The organism is Lysinibacillus sp. (assembly GCF_032093475.1).
GTDB lineage: Bacteria > Bacillota > Bacilli > Bacillales_A > Planococcaceae > Lysinibacillus > Lysinibacillus irui.
In genome coordinates, this window is sequence record NZ_DAMDAY010000010.1 from 22,685 (window position 1) to 44,244 (window position 21,560).

At 38.0% G+C, this 21,560-nt stretch carries 34 protein-coding genes; 3 read left to right on the plus strand and 31 right to left on the minus strand.

Annotated features, from left to right (window positions below):
• Positions 1 to 36: 36 nt before the first annotated feature.
• The 21 genes from RT445_RS04345 to RT445_RS04445 form a co-directional block, all read right to left on the minus strand.
• On the minus strand, positions 37 to 633 hold the full coding sequence (locus tag RT445_RS04345) for a dUTP diphosphatase (protein WP_313469850.1): 597 nt from the start codon (positions 631 to 633) through the stop codon (positions 37 to 39).
• Positions 634 to 831: 198 nt separating this feature from the next.
• Positions 832 to 1,338: a single-stranded DNA-binding protein gene (gene ssb / locus RT445_RS04350; RefSeq protein ID WP_313469852.1), complete on the minus strand. Its 507-nt coding sequence runs from the start codon at positions 1,336 to 1,338 to the stop codon at positions 832 to 834.
• The gene (locus RT445_RS04355) at positions 1,335 to 1,496 is read right to left on the minus strand and encodes a hypothetical protein (protein ID WP_313469854.1); all 162 of its coding nucleotides are present in this window, start codon (positions 1,494 to 1,496) and stop codon (positions 1,335 to 1,337) included. Before RT445_RS04355 ends, ssb begins: the two co-directional genes overlap by 4 nt.
• Complete coding sequence (locus tag RT445_RS04360; RefSeq protein ID WP_313469856.1) at positions 1,493 to 1,732, minus strand: hypothetical protein; 240 nt, start codon at positions 1,730 to 1,732, stop codon at positions 1,493 to 1,495. Before RT445_RS04360 ends, RT445_RS04355 begins: the two co-directional genes overlap by 4 nt.
• On the minus strand, positions 1,729 to 1,917 hold the full coding sequence (locus tag RT445_RS04365; protein ID WP_313469859.1) for a hypothetical protein: 189 nt from the start codon (positions 1,915 to 1,917) through the stop codon (positions 1,729 to 1,731). The genes RT445_RS04360 and RT445_RS04365 overlap by 4 nt, the downstream gene beginning before the upstream one ends.
• Positions 1,910 to 2,362 (minus strand): hypothetical protein, encoded by a 453-nt coding sequence (locus RT445_RS04370; protein WP_313469861.1) that lies wholly within the window; start codon positions 2,360 to 2,362, stop codon positions 1,910 to 1,912. The genes RT445_RS04365 and RT445_RS04370 overlap by 8 nt, the downstream gene beginning before the upstream one ends.
• A gap of 32 nt (positions 2,363 to 2,394) precedes the next feature.
• Complete coding sequence (locus RT445_RS04375; protein ID WP_313469864.1) at positions 2,395 to 3,267, minus strand: DnaA ATPase domain-containing protein; 873 nt, start codon at positions 3,265 to 3,267, stop codon at positions 2,395 to 2,397.
• Positions 3,179 to 4,114 carry a DnaD domain protein gene (locus RT445_RS04380; RefSeq protein ID WP_313469867.1) on the minus strand — a complete coding sequence of 312 codons (936 nt, stop codon included), beginning with the start codon at positions 4,112 to 4,114 and terminating at the stop codon, positions 3,179 to 3,181. Before RT445_RS04380 ends, RT445_RS04375 begins: the two co-directional genes overlap by 89 nt.
• A gap of 181 nt (positions 4,115 to 4,295) precedes the next feature.
• The gene (locus RT445_RS04385; protein ID WP_313469869.1) at positions 4,296 to 4,469 is read right to left on the minus strand and encodes a hypothetical protein; all 174 of its coding nucleotides are present in this window, start codon (positions 4,467 to 4,469) and stop codon (positions 4,296 to 4,298) included.
• 13 nt (positions 4,470 to 4,482) lie between these two features.
• Positions 4,483 to 5,220, minus strand: coding sequence for a PD-(D/E)XK nuclease-like domain-containing protein (locus RT445_RS04390; protein ID WP_313469871.1), 738 nt, complete (start codon positions 5,218 to 5,220; stop codon positions 4,483 to 4,485).
• 16 nt (positions 5,221 to 5,236) lie between these two features.
• Positions 5,237 to 6,145, minus strand: coding sequence for a hypothetical protein (locus RT445_RS04395; RefSeq protein ID WP_313469873.1), 909 nt, complete (start codon positions 6,143 to 6,145; stop codon positions 5,237 to 5,239).
• Between the two features lie 71 nt (positions 6,146 to 6,216).
• Positions 6,217 to 6,501: a hypothetical protein gene (locus tag RT445_RS04400; protein WP_313469876.1), complete on the minus strand. Its 285-nt coding sequence runs from the start codon at positions 6,499 to 6,501 to the stop codon at positions 6,217 to 6,219.
• Entirely contained in the window at positions 6,498 to 6,776 is a 279-nt protein-coding gene (locus RT445_RS04405) for a hypothetical protein (RefSeq protein WP_313469879.1), read from the minus strand. Before RT445_RS04405 ends, RT445_RS04400 begins: the two co-directional genes overlap by 4 nt.
• A gap of 208 nt (positions 6,777 to 6,984) precedes the next feature.
• Positions 6,985 to 7,119 (minus strand): hypothetical protein, encoded by a 135-nt coding sequence (locus RT445_RS04410; RefSeq protein WP_258859247.1) that lies wholly within the window; start codon positions 7,117 to 7,119, stop codon positions 6,985 to 6,987.
• Positions 7,103 to 7,345 (minus strand): hypothetical protein, encoded by a 243-nt coding sequence (locus RT445_RS04415; protein WP_313469881.1) that lies wholly within the window; start codon positions 7,343 to 7,345, stop codon positions 7,103 to 7,105. Before RT445_RS04415 ends, RT445_RS04410 begins: the two co-directional genes overlap by 17 nt.
• Positions 7,342 to 7,854, minus strand: a complete 513-nt coding sequence (locus RT445_RS04420; protein ID WP_313469883.1) for an XRE family transcriptional regulator — start codon at positions 7,852 to 7,854, stop codon at positions 7,342 to 7,344. Before RT445_RS04420 ends, RT445_RS04415 begins: the two co-directional genes overlap by 4 nt.
• A 173-nt stretch (positions 7,855 to 8,027) precedes the next feature.
• Positions 8,028 to 8,324 (minus strand): hypothetical protein, encoded by a 297-nt coding sequence (locus RT445_RS04425; RefSeq protein WP_312507360.1) that lies wholly within the window; start codon positions 8,322 to 8,324, stop codon positions 8,028 to 8,030.
• 35 nt (positions 8,325 to 8,359) lie between these two features.
• Positions 8,360 to 8,599, minus strand: a complete 240-nt coding sequence (locus RT445_RS04430) for a hypothetical protein (RefSeq protein ID WP_313469886.1) — start codon at positions 8,597 to 8,599, stop codon at positions 8,360 to 8,362.
• On the minus strand, positions 8,599 to 9,354 hold the full coding sequence (locus tag RT445_RS04435) for a Rha family transcriptional regulator (protein WP_312507362.1): 756 nt from the start codon (positions 9,352 to 9,354) through the stop codon (positions 8,599 to 8,601). Before RT445_RS04435 ends, RT445_RS04430 begins: the two co-directional genes overlap by 1 nt.
• A 208-nt stretch (positions 9,355 to 9,562) precedes the next feature.
• The gene (locus RT445_RS04440) at positions 9,563 to 9,829 is read right to left on the minus strand and encodes a helix-turn-helix domain-containing protein (RefSeq protein WP_313469888.1); all 267 of its coding nucleotides are present in this window, start codon (positions 9,827 to 9,829) and stop codon (positions 9,563 to 9,565) included.
• An 18-nt stretch (positions 9,830 to 9,847) separates the two neighbouring features.
• Positions 9,848 to 10,069, minus strand: coding sequence for a helix-turn-helix domain-containing protein (locus tag RT445_RS04445; protein ID WP_313469890.1), 222 nt, complete (start codon positions 10,067 to 10,069; stop codon positions 9,848 to 9,850).
• Between the two features lie 144 nt (positions 10,070 to 10,213).
• Here RT445_RS04445 and RT445_RS04450 point away from each other — a divergent pair, with 144 nt between their 5' ends.
• From RT445_RS04450 to RT445_RS04460, 3 genes are all read left to right on the plus strand, one after another.
• Positions 10,214 to 10,615 (plus strand): helix-turn-helix domain-containing protein, encoded by a 402-nt coding sequence (locus tag RT445_RS04450; protein ID WP_313150728.1) that lies wholly within the window; start codon positions 10,214 to 10,216, stop codon positions 10,613 to 10,615.
• A 105-nt stretch (positions 10,616 to 10,720) separates the two neighbouring features.
• On the plus strand, positions 10,721 to 11,209 hold the full coding sequence (locus tag RT445_RS04455) for an ImmA/IrrE family metallo-endopeptidase (protein ID WP_112116973.1): 489 nt from the start codon (positions 10,721 to 10,723) through the stop codon (positions 11,207 to 11,209).
• A gap of 30 nt (positions 11,210 to 11,239) precedes the next feature.
• Entirely contained in the window at positions 11,240 to 12,439 is a 1,200-nt protein-coding gene (locus RT445_RS04460) for a site-specific integrase (RefSeq protein ID WP_312507366.1), read from the plus strand.
• A gap of 246 nt (positions 12,440 to 12,685) precedes the next feature.
• Here RT445_RS04460 and dusB read toward each other — a convergent pair whose 3' ends face one another.
• The 10 genes from dusB to hslO form a co-directional block, all read right to left on the minus strand.
• On the minus strand, positions 12,686 to 13,726 hold the full coding sequence (gene dusB, locus RT445_RS04465) for a tRNA dihydrouridine synthase DusB (protein ID WP_274795188.1): 1,041 nt from the start codon (positions 13,724 to 13,726) through the stop codon (positions 12,686 to 12,688).
• A gap of 92 nt (positions 13,727 to 13,818) precedes the next feature.
• Positions 13,819 to 14,331 carry a 2-amino-4-hydroxy-6-hydroxymethyldihydropteridine diphosphokinase gene (folK, locus tag RT445_RS04470; RefSeq protein ID WP_274795187.1) on the minus strand — a complete coding sequence of 171 codons (513 nt, stop codon included), beginning with the start codon at positions 14,329 to 14,331 and terminating at the stop codon, positions 13,819 to 13,821.
• Positions 14,331 to 14,696, minus strand: coding sequence for a dihydroneopterin aldolase (gene folB / locus RT445_RS04475; protein ID WP_274795186.1), 366 nt, complete (start codon positions 14,694 to 14,696; stop codon positions 14,331 to 14,333). Before folB ends, folK begins: the two co-directional genes overlap by 1 nt.
• Positions 14,696 to 15,550, minus strand: coding sequence for a dihydropteroate synthase (gene folP / locus RT445_RS04480; protein ID WP_274795185.1), 855 nt, complete (start codon positions 15,548 to 15,550; stop codon positions 14,696 to 14,698). Before folP ends, folB begins: the two co-directional genes overlap by 1 nt.
• A gap of 13 nt (positions 15,551 to 15,563) precedes the next feature.
• A complete protein-coding gene (gene pabC / locus RT445_RS04485; RefSeq protein ID WP_274795184.1) occupies positions 15,564 to 16,403 on the minus strand; it encodes an aminodeoxychorismate lyase in 840 nt (279 codons plus the stop codon).
• Positions 16,404 to 16,985: an aminodeoxychorismate/anthranilate synthase component II gene (pabA, locus tag RT445_RS04490; RefSeq protein ID WP_274795183.1), complete on the minus strand. Its 582-nt coding sequence runs from the start codon at positions 16,983 to 16,985 to the stop codon at positions 16,404 to 16,406.
• Positions 16,982 to 18,391, minus strand: a complete 1,410-nt coding sequence (locus RT445_RS04495; RefSeq protein ID WP_396631776.1) for an anthranilate synthase component I family protein — start codon at positions 18,389 to 18,391, stop codon at positions 16,982 to 16,984. The genes pabA and RT445_RS04495 overlap by 4 nt, the downstream gene beginning before the upstream one ends.
• Before the next feature lie 149 nt (positions 18,392 to 18,540).
• Positions 18,541 to 19,470 (minus strand): cysteine synthase A, encoded by a 930-nt coding sequence (gene cysK, locus RT445_RS04500; RefSeq protein ID WP_274795182.1) that lies wholly within the window; start codon positions 19,468 to 19,470, stop codon positions 18,541 to 18,543.
• 240 nt (positions 19,471 to 19,710) lie between these two features.
• Positions 19,711 to 20,682 (minus strand): peptidyl-prolyl cis-trans isomerase, encoded by a 972-nt coding sequence (locus tag RT445_RS04505; protein ID WP_274795181.1) that lies wholly within the window; start codon positions 20,680 to 20,682, stop codon positions 19,711 to 19,713.
• Complete coding sequence (gene hslO / locus RT445_RS04510; RefSeq protein WP_274795180.1) at positions 20,666 to 21,547, minus strand: Hsp33 family molecular chaperone HslO; 882 nt, start codon at positions 21,545 to 21,547, stop codon at positions 20,666 to 20,668. The genes RT445_RS04505 and hslO overlap by 17 nt, the downstream gene beginning before the upstream one ends.
• Positions 21,548 to 21,560: the final 13 nt, after the last annotated feature.

Genomic DNA, 21,560 nt, shown 5'->3' on the forward strand with positions numbered 1-21,560 from the left:
CAACCTAATGCCGTTCTACCAGCAGCGTGTGTTTAATTAATAACCGTTTGTTTGTCTAGCATGATTAATACGATTCTTTTCAAAATAAGCCGTCTCTACTTCATCCCATGTGAAGGCAAGTTTTGTACCCAGTTGTAAAAAGCTTTCGAATGCTTGCGTGTACAAATCTCTGATTTCTGCTGGTCCTGATTCCATTCGAATGATTTCCTCCACGACTTTTAATGTTTTGGAATGTACGTCTAGGAATTGTAATGTAATGCTGCCATTTTCGTTTGCCACTGGATATTCACTAAGTTTCACCCATTTATTCGCACCTAGTTCAAGTCCAATCGACAAAATGAAATGCAAGCAGTCAACGTATTCTTCTAATACATAATTTCGTGGTTGATCATCATTATTAGAACAAAAACCGTCACAATGAGGACATTCACAAATCCCTTCGAATGCCGTTCTTGGCTTCTGGTCCTTACTCCACTTCTTAAACCCACGCCATTCATTAGCGCATTCACCGAGCTCAACCTGTAAAGCTAGTAGCTTCCAGTCAAGATTGTCCTGCCCTCGTAGCTCTGGATGCTCCTGCATGATGTGCTCGTCCAATACTGCTTGTGTTTCAAATAGTTTCGTTAAGTTCATAAACTCACCTGTTCCCTTTCAGTGTTAAATTCCAATAGTATTTGATAAGGTCTTGGATCTGCAGAAATGTAATTCATTCGACTAGCTACCATCCAACCTCTCTCCGTATCATCCGTAACCAAACGTTCTAATTCTCTTGGTGTCCTAGCCTTGGTGATTTTTCTTAATGTTGGCATGTGTATCACCTCGATTAATTATTTAGAAGGGGAGATCATCCTGATTTACTTCCATTGGCCCCTTATTATTCGCAAATGGATCTTCATTACCTCTCAAATAACTCGGCTGATTATTGCCGTAATTCTGCCCTTGTGGAGCCCCTTGATAGGTTCCACCTGTATTTGTACTAGATTCGTAGTTTGATGTACCCTGTGAGCTTCCTGTGCTGTTTCTTGGCTCTAAGAATTGGATGCTGTCTGCAACAACGTCTGTTGTAAAAACACGCTTACCATCTTGCCCTTCATAACTGCCTGTTTGGATTCGCCCTTCCAAACCTATTAAGTTACCTTTCTTCATGAAGTTTGCTAGATTCTCCGCATTCTTACGCCATGCCTGGCAACTTATGAAGTCAGCTTCTTGTTCACCGTTTTGCCCTTTGAATGTACGGTTTACTGCAACTGTGAACCGACATGATGCAATTCCATTTGGTGTGTAACGTAATTCAGGATCTTTTGTAAGTCGGCCAACTAAAATTACACGGTTTATCATGGCTTACTCTCCCATCGATCAATAACTTGTCCTAAACTTTTATGGGCCTTGCTATAAGATTCATCGTTTAATTCTTCAATTTTGACTCCTACAGATGAAGCAAGACGCTCGATTACCTTTTGTGCTTCTTTCAATGTTATTAAGTCCTCGAATGTCATGCTGAAACCTCCTTCTTGTCCCAAACCTCAATTATTTGAAACCCTTCTTTTTTTAGTGATTTAAAATCAGGATGTGCAACTGGTACCGTAGCCCATATTCGCTGATCATTTTCTTTTTTAAACATCGTTGCAAAGGTCTTATATTTCTTGTATTCTGCAGACTTTTGCACTTTAACTTTCGGTACTGACTTACGAGCGCTTGGAATATCGATTGGAATGCCGTTACGTCGTCTCATGCAGCCATAGCCCCTTCCATTTTCATAATCAGATAATCCGTAGCCTCGTCTGCATCTTTCAGCCCCACCATGACTCTCAATTGCTCCAATCGCTTATAAGCCATGATTTCGTTGTGCTTTCCTCCAAAACGTTGATGTTGCCCAAGGTATAGAATGATTTGGTCTATTAAAAATTGTTCATTCATGAGCTTCACCTTCCAATACTTCTTTTGCTCTTGCATGCATTTCTAGTTGTGTCAATTGCGGTTCATCTGAATCTTGCCAAGTTGTTGCAATGTCTATTAGTGCTTCACAAAGTTGTTCATTTTTAATAACCAATGCTTCTTGCTTTGCCTTGTGATTCTTACAAGCATTCTGCAATGTTTTAACCTCTTTTACTTTTTGACGAACAATTTTCCTTGTATCTCTAAGCATTCCACGTAGGTATTCAACCTCCGCAACAAGCGCTGGCACATCTTCACGAGCATGAGCTATAAATTCAGCCGAGTTGTGTGATAGTGTTACTGTACCTAAATAATTAAAACCACCTTTATTCCAAATACCTCGTTCTTCCTCGTCATACTCCCATGGCCCTGGTGTAGCCTTCGCCACTCGTTCTTTAATTGCATTCAACTGTTCTTGATTCATCATCCCTTCACCCTCCATCAAGGGGCTGTTGCCCCTCACTTATTTTCAAATACCTTACGTAATCGGTAGTTCACTTTCATGTTCTTTGGAATCGTTACCGTGAAATCTTGTGCCATTTCAAACAGCCTGCTTGTTAATGCTTCATCTATATAAAGCATGTCATCTAATGACAACTCGCTTGATATAAGCAACGGTTTATTGTTTAGGTAGCGATAGTTAACCACTTCAAAGATTGATTCAGCTTGCCAAGGCTTCACATCAACCTTTCCGCCAATTGGCTTGAACAGATCATCAATAAACAGCACATCAATTTCCTTCATTCGGTCCATAATTTCGTTCTTACGTTCAAAGTTGTTAGCAGCCAGATTGTTCATCCCATCCTTGTAAGGAAAATAGAGAACCGGCACTTGCTTTGTATGAATCAGGTAATTAGAGATAGCCGTTAACAAATGTGTTTTGCCGCAACCGGGTTGTCCAATTAACATGATGCTGTTTTGGCGATAGCCTTTAATCTCGTCAAAAGCCCTGAAATACTGATTGGCCTTACTTTTCATTTCAGCAACCTTTGGATGTACACCCTCGGTCGAGAAGTTTTTAAAACTCATTTTCTGAAATTCTTCTGTAATTTCGCTAGATTTGATTAAGCGATTAAGTTGACGCATTTTGGAGCACTCACATTGTTGCCATTCGTCCGAATCAAACTTCAAGGTGATTTCTATTAACTGATCTTCATCACGTACTAACGTCGTTTCTCCAGCTTTCTTACGTACCATATATCCGCCTTCGTCCTTACATTTAGGACAGTTGTAAGCAGGTTCTTCAGTCGCTACAGTAGTCTCCGAAAACGCTTGGCTTTTGGCTTTGAGCTTGTCCATAATTGCTGCCATTGGATCGCTTAGTTTCTGCATTAATCTTCACCTGCCAATCTGCGTATGATTTAACTCCTTTTTCAGTTCGCCAGTTACGTAAGATAGCTTCTACATATTCCATATTTGATTTACCGTTATCTGCTGTTACTTTTATGGCCTCGATAATTAGTAAATGGTCTGGATAAAGTTTGAGTAGGTTGTCCATCTTTTTGTGATCTGTAAAATTGCTAACACGAATTGCTTGGTCAAAGAAGTTTTTTATAGCTAGAAATTCATGATCAATTAGTGAAGGAGCGACAGACTGACCGAGTTGCTTTTCTTCTTTATCTTTATCTTGTTCTTCTTCTTTTTCTTTTTCTTCTTCTTTTTCTTCTTCTTGTCCACTTATCGTTGACGTATCGTGTGACGTTACGTACGAACCCTTGATATTACTAGATTTAGCGTTTTCATCACGTATCGCTGACGTATCGTAGTACGACTCGTAGACGTTACGTATTGAATCGTTTGGTATACTTTCACCAACCCATTCAATAAGCGTTGTATCTTTCACATTTTTTAACTCTGATTTCACACAATCGAGTATCGGCTTTCCACCTCTAACTAAGTTGTATTTGCCCCAATTCTTAATAGCTATTTCACGTGTTTCAGCATTGTATCTAATCAGTTTGTGGTGCTCTATGAAGCGTTGTAACAATGCATTTGCACTCTCTGGTGAGTAACCTAAATCAAAAGCTATTTGTTTTTTTGTAATTTGATAGATACCGATTTGAGTTGTACTTTCATTCGTTAGCAAATATAGAAAGAAGTATTTATCCTCTGCTGTCATTTCTTCAACGACACGTGGATCGTTCCAGAATGATGTGTGTACTAATCTAAATTTAGCCATTTGCCCTCGCCCCTCCTACTTACGCTTTCTACGTGGTCGATTAAATGTTTTATGATGCCACGCTGTCCATTTTGGTGCTGGTGGTAGTTCCTTTGCCCAAGATTTAAAACCACGCCGTAATTCGTCGTACATATACAACCCTCCATATTTTCAATATTCAAATTTTTAATCACACATTTATTCAAATAAGACCATCCAGCCTTTCACATACTGCGAAACTACCACTCACTTTGACAATTCGATAGTTTGGGTATCTTCGCATGTAATCCAGTACCAAGCGCCTGATTTCATCGTTATCCTTTGCCTGCCCAAATATCCAAGCAGGCAATAACACTTTCGTTGGTACATTGTTCATTCAATTGCACCACCTAATCCAGTAGATACTCAATTTCAAATGTGCCACTAAGTTTCTTAGTCCCTCGGCAATATTCGCACTTGTCACAACGATGTGCATTTTTACGCTCTAACTTTGCATCTATGATGCTCGGTAGCATCGATTGAACATATTCTTTCTCGAAGTCGAAACGCCCTGAATCGAAGTGTAAAACTGCTTTATCGGGTGGCGATTCTTTTGTAACTGCCACAATGTAAGGATCATAGTAACGCCCTGTATTTTGAAAAATGATTTCTCGATATACCCACATCTGGAGCACATAATCAAAAGCTTGTACAAACGAAACCCAAGTATTATATTTCTCGCTCCAGTACCGTTTTCGAAGCTCCTGTGTACTTTTTAAATCGCTGAAAAATCCACGATTATGATTTATGTTATCGACTTTAATTTTCCACTCTACTCCAAATAGTTCCCCTGTATAGATGACCTCTTTTTCCCCTTGTAAAGCGAACATGCAAAACTCGTCATTTTTAATGGTTTCAATCATGTCGTCAGCTTTTTCGTAGTCCTTATACTTGTTGCCGCGATTGTTATAAATGCTGTCGCGATTCAGTTCTAGAAATTCAGTAAATGCCACATCACTTTCAAAGGCTGAATGAAGATAAGAACCAACCATTAGTGCTGTAGAGGGAGGACGAGAAAACTCGCCCCTAACTTCTGCAAACGTTCTAGCTTCACAATCCATAGCACTTTTAAACTGTGATACTGACATAAAGTGCTGGTTTGCCTCATTCGAGTGGTAATTCTGGCTGTTCAACTGGAATGTCGTTTGTTGCATCTGATTTCACCTCTACTTTTGGTTCTGCTTGAGCTTGGAAATCAGCACCTAAACCACTTGATTGATTTTTTGCAATTTCTTTATCAAACCAATCCTCTACCTTACTCATGCCGTCTTTTAAGCTGTTAAAAATGTTAATTAACTCAACATAATCATATTCAGTAAAGGATTCAGCATTATACCCAAACTTTGCTTCTATCATTTCTTGAGTAACACGATGTTGCTCTTTGAATGTTTTAAGCGCATTTCCGATACGATCTTTTAGAGGTCCTTTACTGTTTCCAGCTAGGGTGTTGTTACATTGAATGATGGCCTTGTCCACAATGTCTCCAGGAATGATGCCAAGGATACAAGTTCTCAATCTTCGAGCACCATCGTTAGCTACTTTTTCATAGATGTCTCGCGGATCATCCAATTTTTTTATTGCTCCTTTCGCTTTCATTGAGTGTTTAACCGTGAACACTTTCTCTTGACGGACATTTGTTTCTAGGTCCCAGCAATAAGCCTTTGCAACCGATTCCCCATCGCGTTGTTCAAGCTCTTGAATACCAAACGATAAATTGCCCCAGTTTTGAGCTAAGACTTCTGCTAAACGGATTGATGGCCCTGTAACTCTTTGTCCTCCACGAGGATATTGATACATAGCCACCTGTGCTAATGCTGGACGTTGGCATGAATCAATAATTCGTTGTTCAGCTTGAAACGTGTTTCGCGGGAATTGCTTTGCCATAAATATCTGTCCTTTTACTTCCTCCATTTCACGAGATGCACTAGCTTGAGCTAGCGCACCTCCTGTATTTTGAAATGAAGGTTGTCCCATTTGAGGATTGTTAAATTGCTCTGTTAATCCATTGTTCATTTGTAATTCCTCCTGTAATGCGCTATAATGGCGCTAATATTTGATTTGTTTAAGCCACTCTGCCAAGTGGTTTATTTTTTTGTATGAGCAAAACCATAATGCTCCTCCACATAAGCAATAACCTCCGAATCACTCATGTTGTAAGTTGAATCATCCCGATATCCAGCAGCTAAATAATCACTGATATTGTCGATGTGAATTAACACCTCTCCTATCTCGAAATACACATCACCACAAGCTATGAAACTCCCAAAATCATCGTGCATTTCAAAGGTTACAACAGGCTTATAAGGTTGTGATGGATACTCAATACGACCAAGTACCATAGGGTTTTCTACTTCTAAAAGCACACTCACGCTATCGCCTCACGTTCACAGCAAACGAATGAAATGCCGTCTTTTTCGAATCTATACTGTGTCCAGCTTGCGTCATCGTAGCCTATGAACGTTTCGACATTACAGTTACCTAGTTTTTCAATAGTTTCTTTGCGGTGTAAATGTACTAGAATATCACCGTTATTCATTGCGCTATCGCTGTACTGTACACTGATAACATTTTCTGACGGAATTCCGTAATGCTCTAAAATGTTTGGTAAATCTGCAATCCTAGATATTGCTTGATTTAATTTCATACATATCAATCCTTTCTATTATTGTTTTGATGGCATCCCATCAAGCAACTCACAGTGGCAAAGCTAAACCGTAGGGAGACGGTGCTGTAAGCTGCTTGACGAGAGCGAGATAACTCTCGCAAACGTCTGAACTTGTGATATAATAGATTTAGATTCATATATTCCTTGTCTATGGCTGTTTAATCGTTGCATCGATTAAGCAGCTTTTTTATTGCCAACAAGTGATAATGATTGGCACTCCGATAATAAGCATTGTAATAACTGCACTAATGCAAAACTTCCTGTGTGATTCTGGTACATCGTCATCTGGTAAGTAAAAATAGTTATCAAGCCATTTCCACAACCTTATCCACCACCTTCGCTAGTACTCCATTCTTATTAAGCTGTTCAACAGTTGCCCATAACCGTTTGCGCTCATGTAGTTTTTCTAGTTGTTTCAACGAATTATGTTGGTCTCGTTCTAGTTGTTTTGCTATGTTGATACGACCTGATTTAACGTGTAGTTTGATTACATCTGTTAGATCTTCGATACATCTAATTTCATGCTCAATTTGTTCATCTATATTCATTTGATAAATCCTTCCTGTTGCAAATAGTTATAGTGTTCATTCCATACTCCTGAATAACTGATGCCAATGTAGTCAGTTCCAACAGCAATGTAATTTGTGGCAGCTGTTATAAGCTCCACTATTTCTTCAAGTGTTTTCTTATGTTCCTCACGTTCTTTTGGTGTTAAGGCAAACGCAGGTTTCGACATACTTGTATTTTTAATTGCAACTAATGCTTCTTCCAACTCCTCAATGGTTTTTTCTCTGACGCTGCATCGATGTAAATCTACATTCTGACCATCTAGCCAACGAGGACCTGTACCTGTGTATTCATATTGAATAGCCATTGCGAGCTTAGGATCATCGTATTTGTCCATCATCTTACGACCAATATCTGCTGGCACCTTAGACCGCCCTGTTTCATACTTGGATACAGTCTCTCGTACAACTCCCATATCGAAGCCCCACTGTAGTTGTGTATCATCTCCTCTAAGACCTTTCATGATTTCTCCCACTGCTGTAACAGTCACTTTAATCACCCTTTCTATTTAGTTAAGGTCACATACAAGTTAACTTTTATTTGAGATGCGACCATCAATTTTTAGTAAACTGTGTATAATAATGGTTAAGAGGTAGATTTGCCCCTACCTCTCGATTTCTACTAGATTGGTAGTTTGATTGAGGCCATTTGCCCTGGCCTCTCCTAACTTGCTCTTAATTTTTTTACTGATTGAACCTGATTTGTATTTTGTTCAATCCATTCAAAAACTAAATCCCTTGGATATCTCCCATGAATGTGTTCAAATCTTGGGAAACTATCTATTTTTGTTAATTTATAAATTGCACCTCGTTCACACTGAAATATTTCGCAAAGGTGTTCTTGCTTCAACATGTGAGGGTACTTATTAATTGAGATATTTTTCAAGACCTGTTCAATCTCTTCACGTATGATTAGTCGGATTTTTTCAAATATGTTAGTGATAAAATTAGGATCAAACATAATAGCCCTCCTGTTTTATGTGATTTTTAAAGACTTTAAAATCTATTTTCTGTACGTTTAAGAGCACTGCTTGCTTCTTGTAAAATTAAAATTATTTCGTCAATTTGTTCGTAATTTAGACTTAATGTAATTCCAATTGTTTCTGCAAAACCATCATCCGTATTACCTTCAACTGGATTAATAGAAATAACAGATAAAGCATGGTTAACATCGGTATCTGTTTCAATTGCGAATTCATCAGTCAATAACGTATTTTTACGAATTAGTTCAATCATTAGGCGCCCAACCCTTCTACTTTAATTTGATGTTTAATCGCCATCTCTTTTACAATCGCTAAATATATTTCAGTTAAGCGTGTATCATCAGCAATAACATCAAGTTTTGAAACCTTATCAAGTTTTGCTTTAGTCGCTCCATTAAGCGCCATTTCTTTCTTACGATTAGTTAAACGAATATCCAATTTACATCGAGCACGCTCATCTAAGACTTGATAGCTTTCGTTTCGAACTTTTCGATATTCTTCAAAACCTCCGCGAGCGAGCGCAATTTTATTGAGGATTGTTGTTGTTTTCTTTCTCCATTCAGTAGGATTAAGAGCAACAATTTCAGCAATATTATCTTGCTTAGTTTCTAATTGCAGTTGTTTTGCTTCCACTGCATTCAATCGACGTTCTTGTTCAACGCCCTGTTGTGCCATCATGGCAATTAATTCAGCAGTAGTCGGTTGAGTTAATTGACGTTCCATTTCATTGAACGCTTGGATGTATTTCAATTTGAAAGCTAAAGCTTTGCTTCCAGTGAAGCCCATCGCTAACAAAGTAAAACCATCTCGGTTCATATAAAACATTCGGTATTTCTGTTTGTTTTGTGGGTGTTCATAAGTTCCTTCTTGGAAGTAATTTTGGGCTTCCTCAATTTTGAGGAGACCCTCAATTTCACGTAAAACATTGTCATGACGCTTTTCGAATGATTCGGCAACCTGTAAAGATGTAGTAACTACTTGTTTGTTTTGAATGATTACTAGATTCATAATAGAACCTCCTTATTTGATATAATAAAAGTCTAGCAAATAGTCTAATTACCATTTATGGAAATAAATTCATCCTTGTTGGTTTCGTAAAGCTTTTTATTTCAAGTTACTTTGTAATTAAATGTAAAGTAATACTTCGTAGGTATTCGTTTGTATTTATTTAAAAAGTAAAAATGGAAATTATTCGAATTTTCGTGTCAAGTATTTTTTATAAATCGCAAAACAATTCAAGAGATGAAGTTTCTAATGCTGTTTCTAATTTCATAGAAACTTCTAACCCTGGTTTCGCTCGTCCTCTTTCGATAGCACTAATCATTGACGCAGAACAACCAACAATTTCACCAAGCTGTGCTTGTGTAAGACCTTTTGATTTCCTTTCAGCAATCAAACGTTTTCTCTTTGAGCCTTTTAAATTCCTGAATTCATTCGATGGATATTGCTTTTTACGTTTTGATTTGGTTGTGTTCCATCCCATGCTTTCGTTTCCTTTCTTTTATGCAGTTTTTATTTGTGCATTTTTTGCACAAATTTCAATAAAAAAAATGGTCCAATCTATGCCTAATGCTTTTCCTATTGATTGTGCAACTTTTACACTTGGTCTTAGGCCGTTCTCAATTTTTGTATAATAAGAACGTTCAATCCCGACCATATTTGACACTTGCTCATGAGACAACTTTAGAGCTTTTCTTTGTTTCTTTAAGATTTCTGGAAACATGTGATTACCTCCTTTGTGCATTTCTTACACATAGTATATCGTGCATTTTTTGCACAGTCAATAGTTTTTGTGTAGTTTTTTCACAAAATATTTATTGTGCAAAAAATTCACTTATAATATATAGGATAGAAAGGAGCGTACTGTATGAAATATGGCGAGATATTAAAGAAACTGCGCACTGAAAAGGGTTTATCCCAAAAGGAATTAACTGACCGCCTTACATTAAATAGATCAACATATGCTCGTTACGAAACATCTTCTACTCAACCTGATTTTGAAACTCTAAGTAAATTAGCCGACTTTTATAATGTATCTGTTGATTATCTACTCGGCAGAACCAATAACAGAGAGGCTTTACATACACAAGCTGGTATCTCGGACGATGATTACAACAACCTAAGTGCATATCAGAAAGAAGTTATTGATTTCTTTTTAACTAGAGAGGACTTGTTCTTTAAAAACCAACCAGAAAATTTGTTAGACGCACTAGAGCAATTCGAAATTTTCTACGAAGTGTTAAAAAGACAACAAGAAAACAAAAAGTAATTTACATTCTTATGTAGGTTTTCCAGACATTTAAAAATTCGCCTTTTCTGTGGTGAATTTTTTTGTTAATATCAAAAGAACATATGTTTGCAAAAGAGGGATGTTATGACTTTCGTTTATACACACTTAGAAGATTACATTAGAGACCTTTATTTAAGTATTGGTGTAACTAGCCCAGAACAGTTAGACCCAAAAAACATTGCTTCACTACTTGGGATAAACTTAATTTATCTACCTTGCGATTCTACAAATATAGGTAATGTAATTTTTTTAGACTCCAGATTATCAAAAGAAGAACAATGGCAAGAGTTTGGTCATGAATCATGTCATGCAACTTTACATTCTGGTAATCAAGCGAAATCTAATCCTCTCTTTAGAGAGTATCAGGAATGGAAGGCAAATAGTTTTGCGCTGCACTTTTGTGTACCTACTTTTATGTTAAATCAGATTAAGCTGCCTAAAAAAAAGGAGCTTGCGATTATCAAAATCTGTTTACTTTTTAATGTAGAGTACGATTTTGCAGAAAAGAGATTAGATCAATATTTAAACAACCATTTTCCATCAGCAAATTTAAATATACGAGTCTTTATTTAATCGATTAACTTTTTTAACGGAGGAGATTACATGGCTTCTATCCAGAAATATGAATTGAAGAATGGTAAAGAGCGATGGATGTATGTGATTGAAAATGGTACTAACCCTGCTACTGGAAAACGAGAAAGGATTGTCAAAAGAGGTTTCTTGAAAGAAAAAGAAGCTATTAAAGCTGCTCGAGCAATGGAATACGAGATAGATAAATGGAATTTAGATTTTAAAAACAAAGCTACCTTTCATGATCTTGGAGAGGAATGGTTTGAACGTTATGTAAAGAGTGGTGTGAAAAACAGTACTATACGTTCAAAGGATTATCATTTAGATAAATTATACGAGGGTTTTGGTCATGTTAAGGTTCAAAATATAACACAAGATGTTTATCAAAAATTTCTATTTAAACTTCATGAACAATTATCTTATAACACATTAACTAATGTTCATGGAACAGCGAAGCAAGTTTTTAAATACGCTCGGGAAAAGAAAATTATATTAGATGACCCTACAGAATTTACAATTGTTCCAAAACGCATTAAAACTGTAGAGGAAATTGAAAAGGAGACTATCACCGATACATACTTCGAAAAACATGAATTAAAGGCGTTTTTAGACGTTTGTTATCAAAGTGGTAAAGTAGGTGATTTTGTTTTCTTTAGCACGTTAGCATGGACAGGAATGCGCCCAGGTGAGGCGTTAGCGTTAAAGTGGTCAGATATCGATTTTGAAGAAGGGACCATTAATATTACTAAGACTCTTTATAATCCCAAAAATAAATTTGATCAATTTGAATTAACTCCACCAAAAACAGATGGATCCATTCGTAAAATCGATATTGAAGAAGAATTGATAGGGTTGTTGATCGGACACCAGCTCAATCAAAAAAAGATTAAAACAATTTACGAAAAGCATTACAAAGACTTTGATTTTGTTTTTGCACGCCTTTATGGAGAATTTATGGGCTACCCTTGGTATTTACGAATTGTGAATCGTCACATGAAATTAATTTTAAATAAAATGCCTAATTTCAATAAGCAACTAACACCCCATTCGTTTCGACATACACATACTTCACTTTTAGCTGAAATTGATGTACCGTTAGAATTGATTATGGATCGATTAGGTCATGATGATGAAGATACAACTAAAAAAATATATCTCCATGTTACACAAGACAGAAAGAAAGAAGCGTCAGAAAAATTCGGCAAATTGATGAGAGAACTTCAAAAAACATGATTTTTTACGGTTTCGGCATCATTTGGGCATCATTCTGTAAAAAGAAAGCCCGAAACCCCTTGATATATAAGAGGTTTTGGGCTTTTTGTCCGCGTTTACGTCCATAATATTTCTATTGTACACAATTTTAGTGCTGTAATCATCTCTTTCAGTTTATTTTCAATTCAACACAAGATGATTAATAATTCTAAAAATTAAAGTCAGCACAAAAAGGCGTCTCTTATAATAGTGAGACGCCATAAAAAACTATATTATTAATTCTTTTGCTTCAGGAACGATTAAATTAGATTCGACCTCTTCATATTCCTGTACAAGACTATTTAATAGTACACGAAGATCCGCTGCTGTTTCAGTTTGATTAATCGCATTACGCGCTTTACCATTACCGCGAATTCCTTTTAAGTACCATGAAGCATGTTTACGCATTTCACGTACTGCTATTCCTTCGCCCTTTAACTGGAGTAAACGTTCAAAGTGCAATAGACATACATCTATCTTTTCACGGATACTCGGTTCTTCCTTTAGCTCACCAGTTTCTAGGTATTGAACGGTACGATAAATCATCCATGGATTACCTAATGCTGCACGACCAATCATAACAGCATCTACTCCTGTTGTATCGAGCATCCGTTTAGCATCTTGTGGCGTTTCCACGTCACCATTACCAAGCACAGGAATCTTCACGTTTTCCTTCACTTGGCGAATGATATCCCAATTCGCCTTACCCTCGTACATTTGTACACGAGTACGTCCATGGACTGCTACTGCAGAGGCACCTGCACGCTCAACAGCTTGTGCATTTTCAATGGCAAAAATATGCTCATCATCCCAGCCAATACGCATTTTTACGCTGACAGGTTTTTTAACTGCATCAACAACAGCTGCCACCATTTCATATACTTTATTTGGATCTAATAACAAGCGAGCTCCTGCTTCACATTTTATAATTTTATTAACTGGGCACCCCATGTTGATATCAATAATATCAGCAGTAGTATTTTCATCCACATACTTCGCCGCTTCCACTAAGGTTGCTTTATCTCCACCAAAAATTTGTAGTGACAGAGGATTTTCACGTTCATCGATATAAAGCATACCTAATGTTTTCTCATTTTTTTGGACAATGCCCTTATCACTAATCATTTCGGCATAGACAAGCCCTGCTCCGAACTCTTTAACTGTTAATCGGAAAGCAGAGTTACAAATCCCTGCCATGGGCGCTAAAACTACTCGATTGTCCATAACAATATCGCCAATTTGAAATGGCTTCTCTGTTGTATGACTCAACGTTGTCTTCCTCCTCTAAAGGCTCTTTCCTCTTCTTCGCTATCTATGTTAATGCTGTGCATTAAAATTCATTGATACTGTATTTCTATAGCTTAATGTACCGTCGAAGGTTCTTTAAACGTTTTCCATAAGGTTACACCTTCATTTTCGCAATCCATTTGCTGCAACAGATTATGTGCTTGTTGTAGTTGTTCACCAAGAGGTGATGGTGTAATCTCAACTAAGGGTACTAAGACAAACGCTCGCTCGTACATTCTTGGATGGGGAACAATTAAGCTCTCAGTTTTAATATTTTCGTGATTGTATAGCAAAATGTCAAGGTCAATGATTCGTGGGCCCCAGCGGAATTCTCTTACACGCCCTAATTCCTGTTCAATTGATTGGCAAATCTCCAACATATCAGCAGATGAGACATTCGTTTTAATATGAACAGCTATATTTAAAAAATCTGCCTGATCTGTGTACCCCACTGCAGCTGTTTCATAAACAGATGAAATACGAACAACCTCAATATTACTTTTTTCCTTTAATAGGGCAACGGCATGCTGAAGATTCTCATATCTCTCTCCCATATTAGTTCCGATAGATAGGTAGACATCCTTCATTAGAAATCACCTCTCGTTACCTCAACAGACACCTCTTTATAATAACCATGAATAGGTGGGTCTGGTTTAATTAGCTCTACTCGAACGCCCTTTACTTTATCAGGGTAGGTTGTTAATACTGCATTCGCTATTTTCACAACAAGAGCTTCAATAAGCTTTAATGGATCGCCCTCTACGATATCACGACATATCGCATATACCTCTGCATAATTGACTGTATAAGAGAGATCATCAGTTTCCCCAGCCTTTGTCATATCTACAGCAAGAGAAACATTTGCTCTGAAGCGTTGACCAAGAGTCGTTTCTGCTGCTAATACACCATGATAGCCGTAAAACTGCATGTCCTTTAAGTGAATATAATCCATCACGCTTCCTCCTTAAACAAACGTTTTCCTACTAAAATATCAGTCATATGCGTGGCACGTGCCATTTCTTTTACATCATGAACTCTTATCATATGACAACCCTTTTCAATACCGTAAACTACTGTTGCAGCAGTCCCTTCAAGACGCTCCTCGACAGGTAGGTTCAAGACATTGCCAATCATTGATTTCCGTGATGTCGCTAATAACACTGGATAGCCCATAGCTACTAAATCCCTTAAATGTTGCATCATAGCAATATTTTGTGCAGTGTTTTTAGCAAAGCCGATACCTGGGTCTAAGATGATATGATGATCAGGAACGCCGGCTTGATGTGCAATAGCGATACTTCTTTCTAAATCCGCTTTTGCCGAGGCCCAAAAATCAATACCATAGTCCATATTTTCACGATTGTGCATTAAAATAATGGGAACATGCAAATCTGCAGCAACTTGGGCAATTTCCGGCTCCGCTTTTGCTCCCCATATATCATTAATGATGTGTGCCCCCGCTTCAATTGCGGCACGTGCTACATTTGCTTTATACGTATCAACGGAAATAATCGCCTTTACTTCTTTGGCTAACGCTTGAATAACAGGTACGATCCGTGCAATTTCATCTTCATCTGAAATTCGTTCATACCCTGGACGAGTAGATTCCCCACCAACGTCAATTATTTTAGCTCCATCAGCAACCATTTTTTTCGCTTGAGCAACAGCAGCTTCAACATTGTTATACTTGCCACCATCTGAGAAGGAATCTGGTGTAACATTTAGAATGCCCATAACAAATGTTTCTTTTGTATAGTCTAATGTAATACCATTAATGGTTAATGGTTTCGTATATTTTTCTAGCATGAAAACGCTCCTTCTATCCTTGCTCCACTTCTTGAACAAATGCTTCATGTAAACACGAATAAATTGGCCCTTTATTGCCTAAAAATTGTAGGTTTTCTAAGCTACTTATAGGCACAAGCTCTTGCACAGAATTGGTAATGAAGCATTCTGTACTTTGTAGTAAGTCTTCTTTTGTATAAAAGCCTTCCATCACCTTAAGACCAAGAGCATTGGCCTTCTCTAAGACCCATGCTCGAATAATCCCTGGTAAAATGCCTGTCTCTAAAGAAGGCGTATATAGTATATCATTTTTTACCCAAAAAACATTTGATGTTACCCCTTCAGCTACATAACCCTCTTGCGTTAAAAAGAAACCTTCTTGCTGTGCCAATGACGGCATTTCAAAGCGACCGAGTACGTTATTGCCATAATGATGTGATTTAACACGTAATCCTTGTTCAGGTGTATTGCGTGGAGTTGAAAGCCATTGGGCTATTTTCTCAGTCCCCCGCGGTATGTCCTGAAGTTCTTTACGAAAGATGATGACATTGGGTTGTTTATATTCGGTTGGCTGTAGTCCAATATTATGCTCTCCAGCTGATACATTTAAACGGAAGTAGCCATCTTGCCCGCCTGCTAGTTCATTTAATTGCTGCACTACCTCTAGTAAAACATTTTCAGGATAGGTTAAATGAATGTGGTATTGTGATAATGCAAGCTGTAATCTTTCCATATGTTCTTCCCAGCCAAATACCTGACCTCCATATGTCCGAAACGTTTCAAAAAAACCCAATCCGTACAAAAATCCATGATCAAATGGAGAAATACGCAAATCCCGTGCAGCCACATAGTGCCCATTCATCCAGCATTGCATCTATTTCACCCCTTCGACGTGGGTTTCTATAAATTGGCGAAGGAGTCTTTTACCTTGCTCAGTCATAATGGATTCTGGATGATATTGTACACCCTCAATTGGATATTCTTTATGACGAAGCCCCATAATTTCTCCCTCCTCAGTCCAAGCTGTGATTTCAAGACAAGCGGGTAATGTCTCTTTCTCTACAATAAGGGAGTGGTAGCGAGTTGCCAGGAATGGGTTTGGCATGCCTTTATGCAAACCTACTTCAGCGTGGAGTACAGGTGATGTCTTTCCGTGCATTAGACGCTCGGCCCGTATGACATTGCCGCCAAATACCTGTGCAAGCGCCTGATGACCAAGACAAACACCCAAAATCGGAATATTTCCTGCGAAATATTTAATAATGTTCAAGCTTTCACCTGCTTCATTTGGGCTACATGGTCCCGGTGAAATAACAATCATATCTGGTGCTAGTTGTTCTATCTCCTCTGCCGTTATAACATCATTGCGCTTCACCACTATCTCATGACCAAATTCACCCAAATATTGGACGATATTATAGATAAAAGAATCATAATTATCAATCATTAAAATCATTTTGCTCGCTCCTCTGCCATTGCCTTTGCCTGCCACATTGCCTTCGCTTTATTTAACGATTCCTGATACTCTCTTTCGGGAACAGAGTCAATGACAATGCCTGCTCCTGCCTGGATATGCGAAACTCCATCTTTTATAAACGCTGTCCGAATGACAATATTAAACTCCATGTCACCTGTAAAGCCGAGCCAACCAATCGAACCTGTATATAAACCACGGCGCACAGGCTCTAGTTCCTCAATAATTTCCATAGTGCGGATCTTCGGAGCTCCTGTAATTGTCCCTCCTGGGAACATTGCACGAATAACATCCGCATTTGTTTTACCTTCTGCTATTTCGCCTCGTACATTCGACACAATATGCATTACATGAGAATAGCGCTCAATGACCATAAACTCGTCCACTTCCACTGTTCCATAGGTTGACACCCGACCTAAATCATTGCGCTCTAAATCCACTAGCATCACATGCTCAGCGCGTTCTTTATCATTATCAATTAATTCTTGTGCTAATGCTAAATCTTCCGCCTCTGATTTCCCTCTTGGTCGAGTACCAGCAATTGGCCTTGTAGATAATTCATTTCCATGGCGTTTGACTAATAACTCCGGGGATCCAGAAACAACAGCAAAATCTGGTGCTTCAATATAAGCCATGTACGGTGATGGATTAAATGCTCGTAATGCCTCATAGACATCCATAGCTGAAGCATTTAATTTCTTGGACTGTCGAACAGACAAATTCACTTGAAACACATCACCCTGTGCTATATAGGTTTGTATTTTTTTTACGGCTGCCTCAAAATCTGTTCCAGCAAATGAAACAAGTAGTTCATTTTCATCATTGATAACTTCTACAGCGTTTGTTTTTTCAAATTTTCGCGTAGCTAGTCCATCTTGTGCTGCAACCTGCCAGTTATGAGCCCACTGTTCCAAGTTAACATCACTTTCGTCTATCTTCATAAGCGTCACTATATTGGTCTTCACATCATGCACTGCCCAGCAATCAAATATATAAAAATAGTTGTCTGGTATTTCTAAGTCATTCTTCGCTGTATTGGGAAGCACTTCAATTTTACGTGCATAATCATATGTGACAAATCCAATGGCTCCCCCTTGAAAAACAGGAAGCTCCGCATGATAAGGAATTTTATATTCTGCCACGAGCTCTTCCAGTAAGGCCAGAGATTCACCCTGTAAAACTTCGTGTCTACCATTTCTCCAATTGACTGACAGTCCATCCTCTACCGATTGTGCAATGGCTAATGGATTCCAAGCAGCAATCGTAAAATGTCCACCACGTCCACTTTCTAAAAATACATGTGCTTGTTGTGTCTCTGTTTGTTTCTTGTAGCTATAAAAAAATGAATCTGCATCCATCGTTAATGTTTTCGTAAGTATAGTCTTCAAGTCTTCTTTCCCCTTTAAACATATGATGTGATTCCATCTTAACTTGAATAGTACATAGAAGCGAATATTTTTATAATTTTAATAGTGTCCATTTCTAGGCATTAAAAAGGACCCCTTTTATAAAGGAGTCCTAACATAAAAATTAAAAATTAATCTTCAAATTGGTATAAAGGTGTTGATAGATAACGCTCACCGTTTGAAGGAACGATCGCAAGAACATTTGAACCCTTACCTAAACGTTTTGCTGCTTCAATTGCAGCATAGATAGCAGCACCAGATGAGATACCACATAAAATCCCTTCTTCACGAGCCACTTTACGCGCTACTTCAAAAGCAATCTCATTTTCAACAGGGAATACTGAAGAATAGATGTCAGTATCTAATACTGCTGGAACAAATCCAGCACCAATACCTTGAATTTTATGTGGCCCTGGTTGACCACCAGAAAGTACTGGTGAATCCTTTGGCTCAACTGCAATGATTTCAATGTTTGGATACTTTTCTTTTAATACAGCACCAGCACCCGTAATTGTACCACCCGTACCAACACCAGCTACAAATGCATCTAGTGTTAGACCATCAAATGCTTCTACAATTTCAGGACCAGTTGTTAGACGGTGAATAACAGCGTTCGCTGGGTTTGTAAATTGTTGTGGCAGGAAGTAGCCGTGCTCTGCAGATAATTCCTCTGCTTTAGCGATTGCACCTTTCATACCTGCTGGACCTGGAGTTAACACTAGCTCTGCGCCATAAGCTCGTAAAAGGTTACGACGCTCTAAGCTCATTGTTTCTGGCATAACTAAAATGGCTTTATATCCTTTAGCAGCTGCAATCATTGCAAGACCAATACCTGTATTACCGGATGTCGGCTCAATAATTGTACCGCCAGGTTTTAATGTCCCATCTTTTTCGGCCGCCTCAATCATTGCTAAGGCTAAACGGTCTTTTACTGAACTACCTGGATTAAAATATTCTAATTTTACATATACAGTACCTTCATTTTCACTTGTTGCATGATTTAATTTTACGATTGGTGTTTTACCAACTAATTCAGCTACTGAGTTTGCTATTTTACTCATTTAATAATCCACTCCCAATCCCTACTATTTTTATAGGTTTTACTTATTTTGTATTTTATCAATTTTTCCATTCGATTGTCAATAAATAAACCGTATATTTTCAGAATATTTATCTGATACTTTGTTTTTAAATAAAGATAAAAAGAATCTGCCTCTTTTATTTGGGTTTGTCACTACAAATGCCTGCAAGTTTGATCAGACTCGTTGTACCCACAAAAAATTGCAGACTCTTTTCGTTTATCACTTTTCCTTTTTAGACTCTCCATAATACCAAGTAGCATTAAATTCAGACCAAAATGCTTCTGGTGTTACGGATTGTGGTAATTGCTCTAAAGCCAATTCCCGCTCTATATGTTCTTTCACATCGTCATATGTAAAGGATTGTCCTTCTAATACCTCTTGCACTTGAACAATTCCGTAATGACCATTATCTAATTTAAAGGCCTTACTTACCTCTTTTGTCTTAAGAGATTTCACAGCATTAATAATTGCGGGGTCTATATTTTCCTGATTCTCTGTAAGGTAGCCAATATCTCCCCCTAGACTAGCTGAGGCACTATCAACGGAAATTTCACGTGCCAGCACCATAAAATCAGAGCCATTTTTTAATTCACCCAATGCTTCGTCAGCAGCCTTTTTTGAATCGACTTCAATAAAATTGGTACGATAGCTTGTTTTTGTATTATATAATCCTTGATTTTCCTCATAATACTTTTCAACACTTTCTTCTTCTATCACTACGTCCTTTGTGAGTACTTTATCCAATATAAGCTGTGATCGAATTTTTTGGCGTAGCTGCTCTGCTGAAAGATTTTGCATGGCCGTATCAAACTTATCTTGAGCAGAACGCATTAGCGCTAGTTCAAGGTCAATTTCTTTGTCTGTAACTTTTATTTTATATGTTTTAGCTGCCTTTTCCATGACCGATTCATTCACTAAATTTTGGAGTGTTTCTTTACCATATCGTTCTTCCATGGCAATCATCCATTCTTGGCGTGTAATTACATCCCCGTCAATGGTAGCGACCTGCTCATCGCTACCAATTTCCTGACCTTTATTCGGGATCAACCAACTAATGAACCACAAAATATTTCCTAATAACAAAATCGATATAACAGCTAAAGCAGGTTTTGTCTTTAAACGACGTTGCAGTAAAGGCGTTTGGTTTGGTGATACAGTGGTTGAGGGTCTTCGATTACGCGTTGAGCTCATCGATAAACCCTTCTAACTCATCTTTAGAGAAGCTGTATTTTTCTAAGCAGAAATGACACTCTGCTTCAGCTCCGCCATCCTCTTCAATCATTTCTTTAATTTCTGCAGTTCCTAAACCTAAAATTGCTGCACCAAACCGCTCTTTAGAACATTGACATTTAAATTCAATTGGCATGGAATCTAAAATTTGCAGGTGACCATTTCCTAAAACAGCTTCTAGAATTTGCTCTGGCGTAAACCCTTTTTCAATCATTTTTGAAACAGGCTCTATTGTAGCAAGGTGTTGTTCAATTTCTTTGATCGTTTCTTCCTCACAACCAGGCATTAATTGTAAAATAAATCCACCAGCTGCAAGAATAGTGTTGTCTGGATTAACGAGTACACCTAATCCAACAGATGACGGTACTTGCTCAGAAGTAGCAAAATAATAAGTAAAATCTTCAGCAATTTCACCCGAAACAATTGGTGTTTGTCCAGAGAACATATCTCTTAATCCAAGATCTTTTACGATTGTAAGAGCTCCTTCTGTTCCAACACCTGCACGAACATCTAACTTACCATGTTCGTTTAAATCAAAGTGAACATGAGGATTTGTCACAAACCCACGTACTTCACCATGTGCATTACTATCAATCACCATTGGTCCAATTGGGCCATTACCCTCAATTTTTATAGTGATTTTCTCTTCGCCTTTTAACATAGCTCCCATCATGACAGCGGCTGTCATTGAACGACCTAAAGCTGCTGATACAACCGGCCATGTATTATGACGACGTTGTGCTTCTCCTACTGTGGCTGTTGTACGGGCTGCAAATACACGTACTTGACCATTAAAACCTAAACCTCTTACTAAATAATCATTCATAAATAGAATGTCC

Coding starts and splice junctions, on each gene's coding strand:
- RT445_RS04345 (WP_313469850.1), bottom strand. CDS start 633: ATGAACTTAACGAAACTATTTGAAACACAAGCAGTATTGGACGAGCAC.
- ssb (WP_313469852.1), bottom strand. CDS start 1,338: ATGATAAACCGTGTAATTTTAGTTGGCCGACTTACAAAAGATCCTGAA.
- RT445_RS04355 (WP_313469854.1), bottom strand. CDS start 1,496: ATGACATTCGAGGACTTAATAACATTGAAAGAAGCACAAAAGGTAATC.
- RT445_RS04360 (WP_313469856.1), bottom strand. CDS start 1,732: ATGAGACGACGTAACGGCATTCCAATCGATATTCCAAGCGCTCGTAAG.
- RT445_RS04365 (WP_313469859.1), bottom strand. CDS start 1,917: ATGAATGAACAATTTTTAATAGACCAAATCATTCTATACCTTGGGCAA.
- RT445_RS04370 (WP_313469861.1), bottom strand. CDS start 2,362: ATGATGAATCAAGAACAGTTGAATGCAATTAAAGAACGAGTGGCGAAG.
- RT445_RS04375 (WP_313469864.1), bottom strand. CDS start 3,267: ATGCAGAAACTAAGCGATCCAATGGCAGCAATTATGGACAAGCTCAAA.
- RT445_RS04380 (WP_313469867.1), bottom strand. CDS start 4,114: ATGGCTAAATTTAGATTAGTACACACATCATTCTGGAACGATCCACGT.
- RT445_RS04385 (WP_313469869.1), bottom strand. CDS start 4,469: ATGAACAATGTACCAACGAAAGTGTTATTGCCTGCTTGGATATTTGGG.
- RT445_RS04390 (WP_313469871.1), bottom strand. CDS start 5,220: ATGTCAGTATCACAGTTTAAAAGTGCTATGGATTGTGAAGCTAGAACG.
- RT445_RS04395 (WP_313469873.1), bottom strand. CDS start 6,145: ATGAACAATGGATTAACAGAGCAATTTAACAATCCTCAAATGGGACAA.
- RT445_RS04405 (WP_313469879.1), bottom strand. CDS start 6,776: ATGAAATTAAATCAAGCAATATCTAGGATTGCAGATTTACCAAACATT.
- RT445_RS04415 (WP_313469881.1), bottom strand. CDS start 7,345: ATGAATATAGATGAACAAATTGAGCATGAAATTAGATGTATCGAAGAT.
- RT445_RS04425 (WP_312507360.1), bottom strand. CDS start 8,324: ATGTTTGATCCTAATTTTATCACTAACATATTTGAAAAAATCCGACTA.
- RT445_RS04430 (WP_313469886.1), bottom strand. CDS start 8,599: ATGATTGAACTAATTCGTAAAAATACGTTATTGACTGATGAATTCGCA.
- RT445_RS04435 (WP_312507362.1), bottom strand. CDS start 9,354: ATGAATCTAGTAATCATTCAAAACAAACAAGTAGTTACTACATCTTTA.
- RT445_RS04440 (WP_313469888.1), bottom strand. CDS start 9,829: ATGGGATGGAACACAACCAAATCAAAACGTAAAAAGCAATATCCATCG.
- RT445_RS04445 (WP_313469890.1), bottom strand. CDS start 10,069: ATGTTTCCAGAAATCTTAAAGAAACAAAGAAAAGCTCTAAAGTTGTCT.
- RT445_RS04450 (WP_313150728.1), top strand. CDS start 10,214: ATGAAATATGGCGAGATATTAAAGAAACTGCGCACTGAAAAGGGTTTA.
- RT445_RS04455 (WP_112116973.1), top strand. CDS start 10,721: ATGACTTTCGTTTATACACACTTAGAAGATTACATTAGAGACCTTTAT.
- RT445_RS04460 (WP_312507366.1), top strand. CDS start 11,240: ATGGCTTCTATCCAGAAATATGAATTGAAGAATGGTAAAGAGCGATGG.
- folK (WP_274795187.1), bottom strand. CDS start 14,331: ATGAAGGATGTCTACCTATCTATCGGAACTAATATGGGAGAGAGATAT.
- folB (WP_274795186.1), bottom strand. CDS start 14,696: ATGGATTATATTCACTTAAAGGACATGCAGTTTTACGGCTATCATGGT.
- folP (WP_274795185.1), bottom strand. CDS start 15,550: ATGCTAGAAAAATATACGAAACCATTAACCATTAATGGTATTACATTA.
- pabC (WP_274795184.1), bottom strand. CDS start 16,403: ATGCAATGCTGGATGAATGGGCACTATGTGGCTGCACGGGATTTGCGT.
- pabA (WP_274795183.1), bottom strand. CDS start 16,985: ATGATTTTAATGATTGATAATTATGATTCTTTTATCTATAATATCGTC.
- cysK (WP_274795182.1), bottom strand. CDS start 19,470: ATGAGTAAAATAGCAAACTCAGTAGCTGAATTAGTTGGTAAAACACCA.
- RT445_RS04505 (WP_274795181.1), bottom strand. CDS start 20,682: ATGAGCTCAACGCGTAATCGAAGACCCTCAACCACTGTATCACCAAAC.
- hslO (WP_274795180.1), bottom strand. CDS start 21,547: ATGAATGATTATTTAGTAAGAGGTTTAGGTTTTAATGGTCAAGTACGT.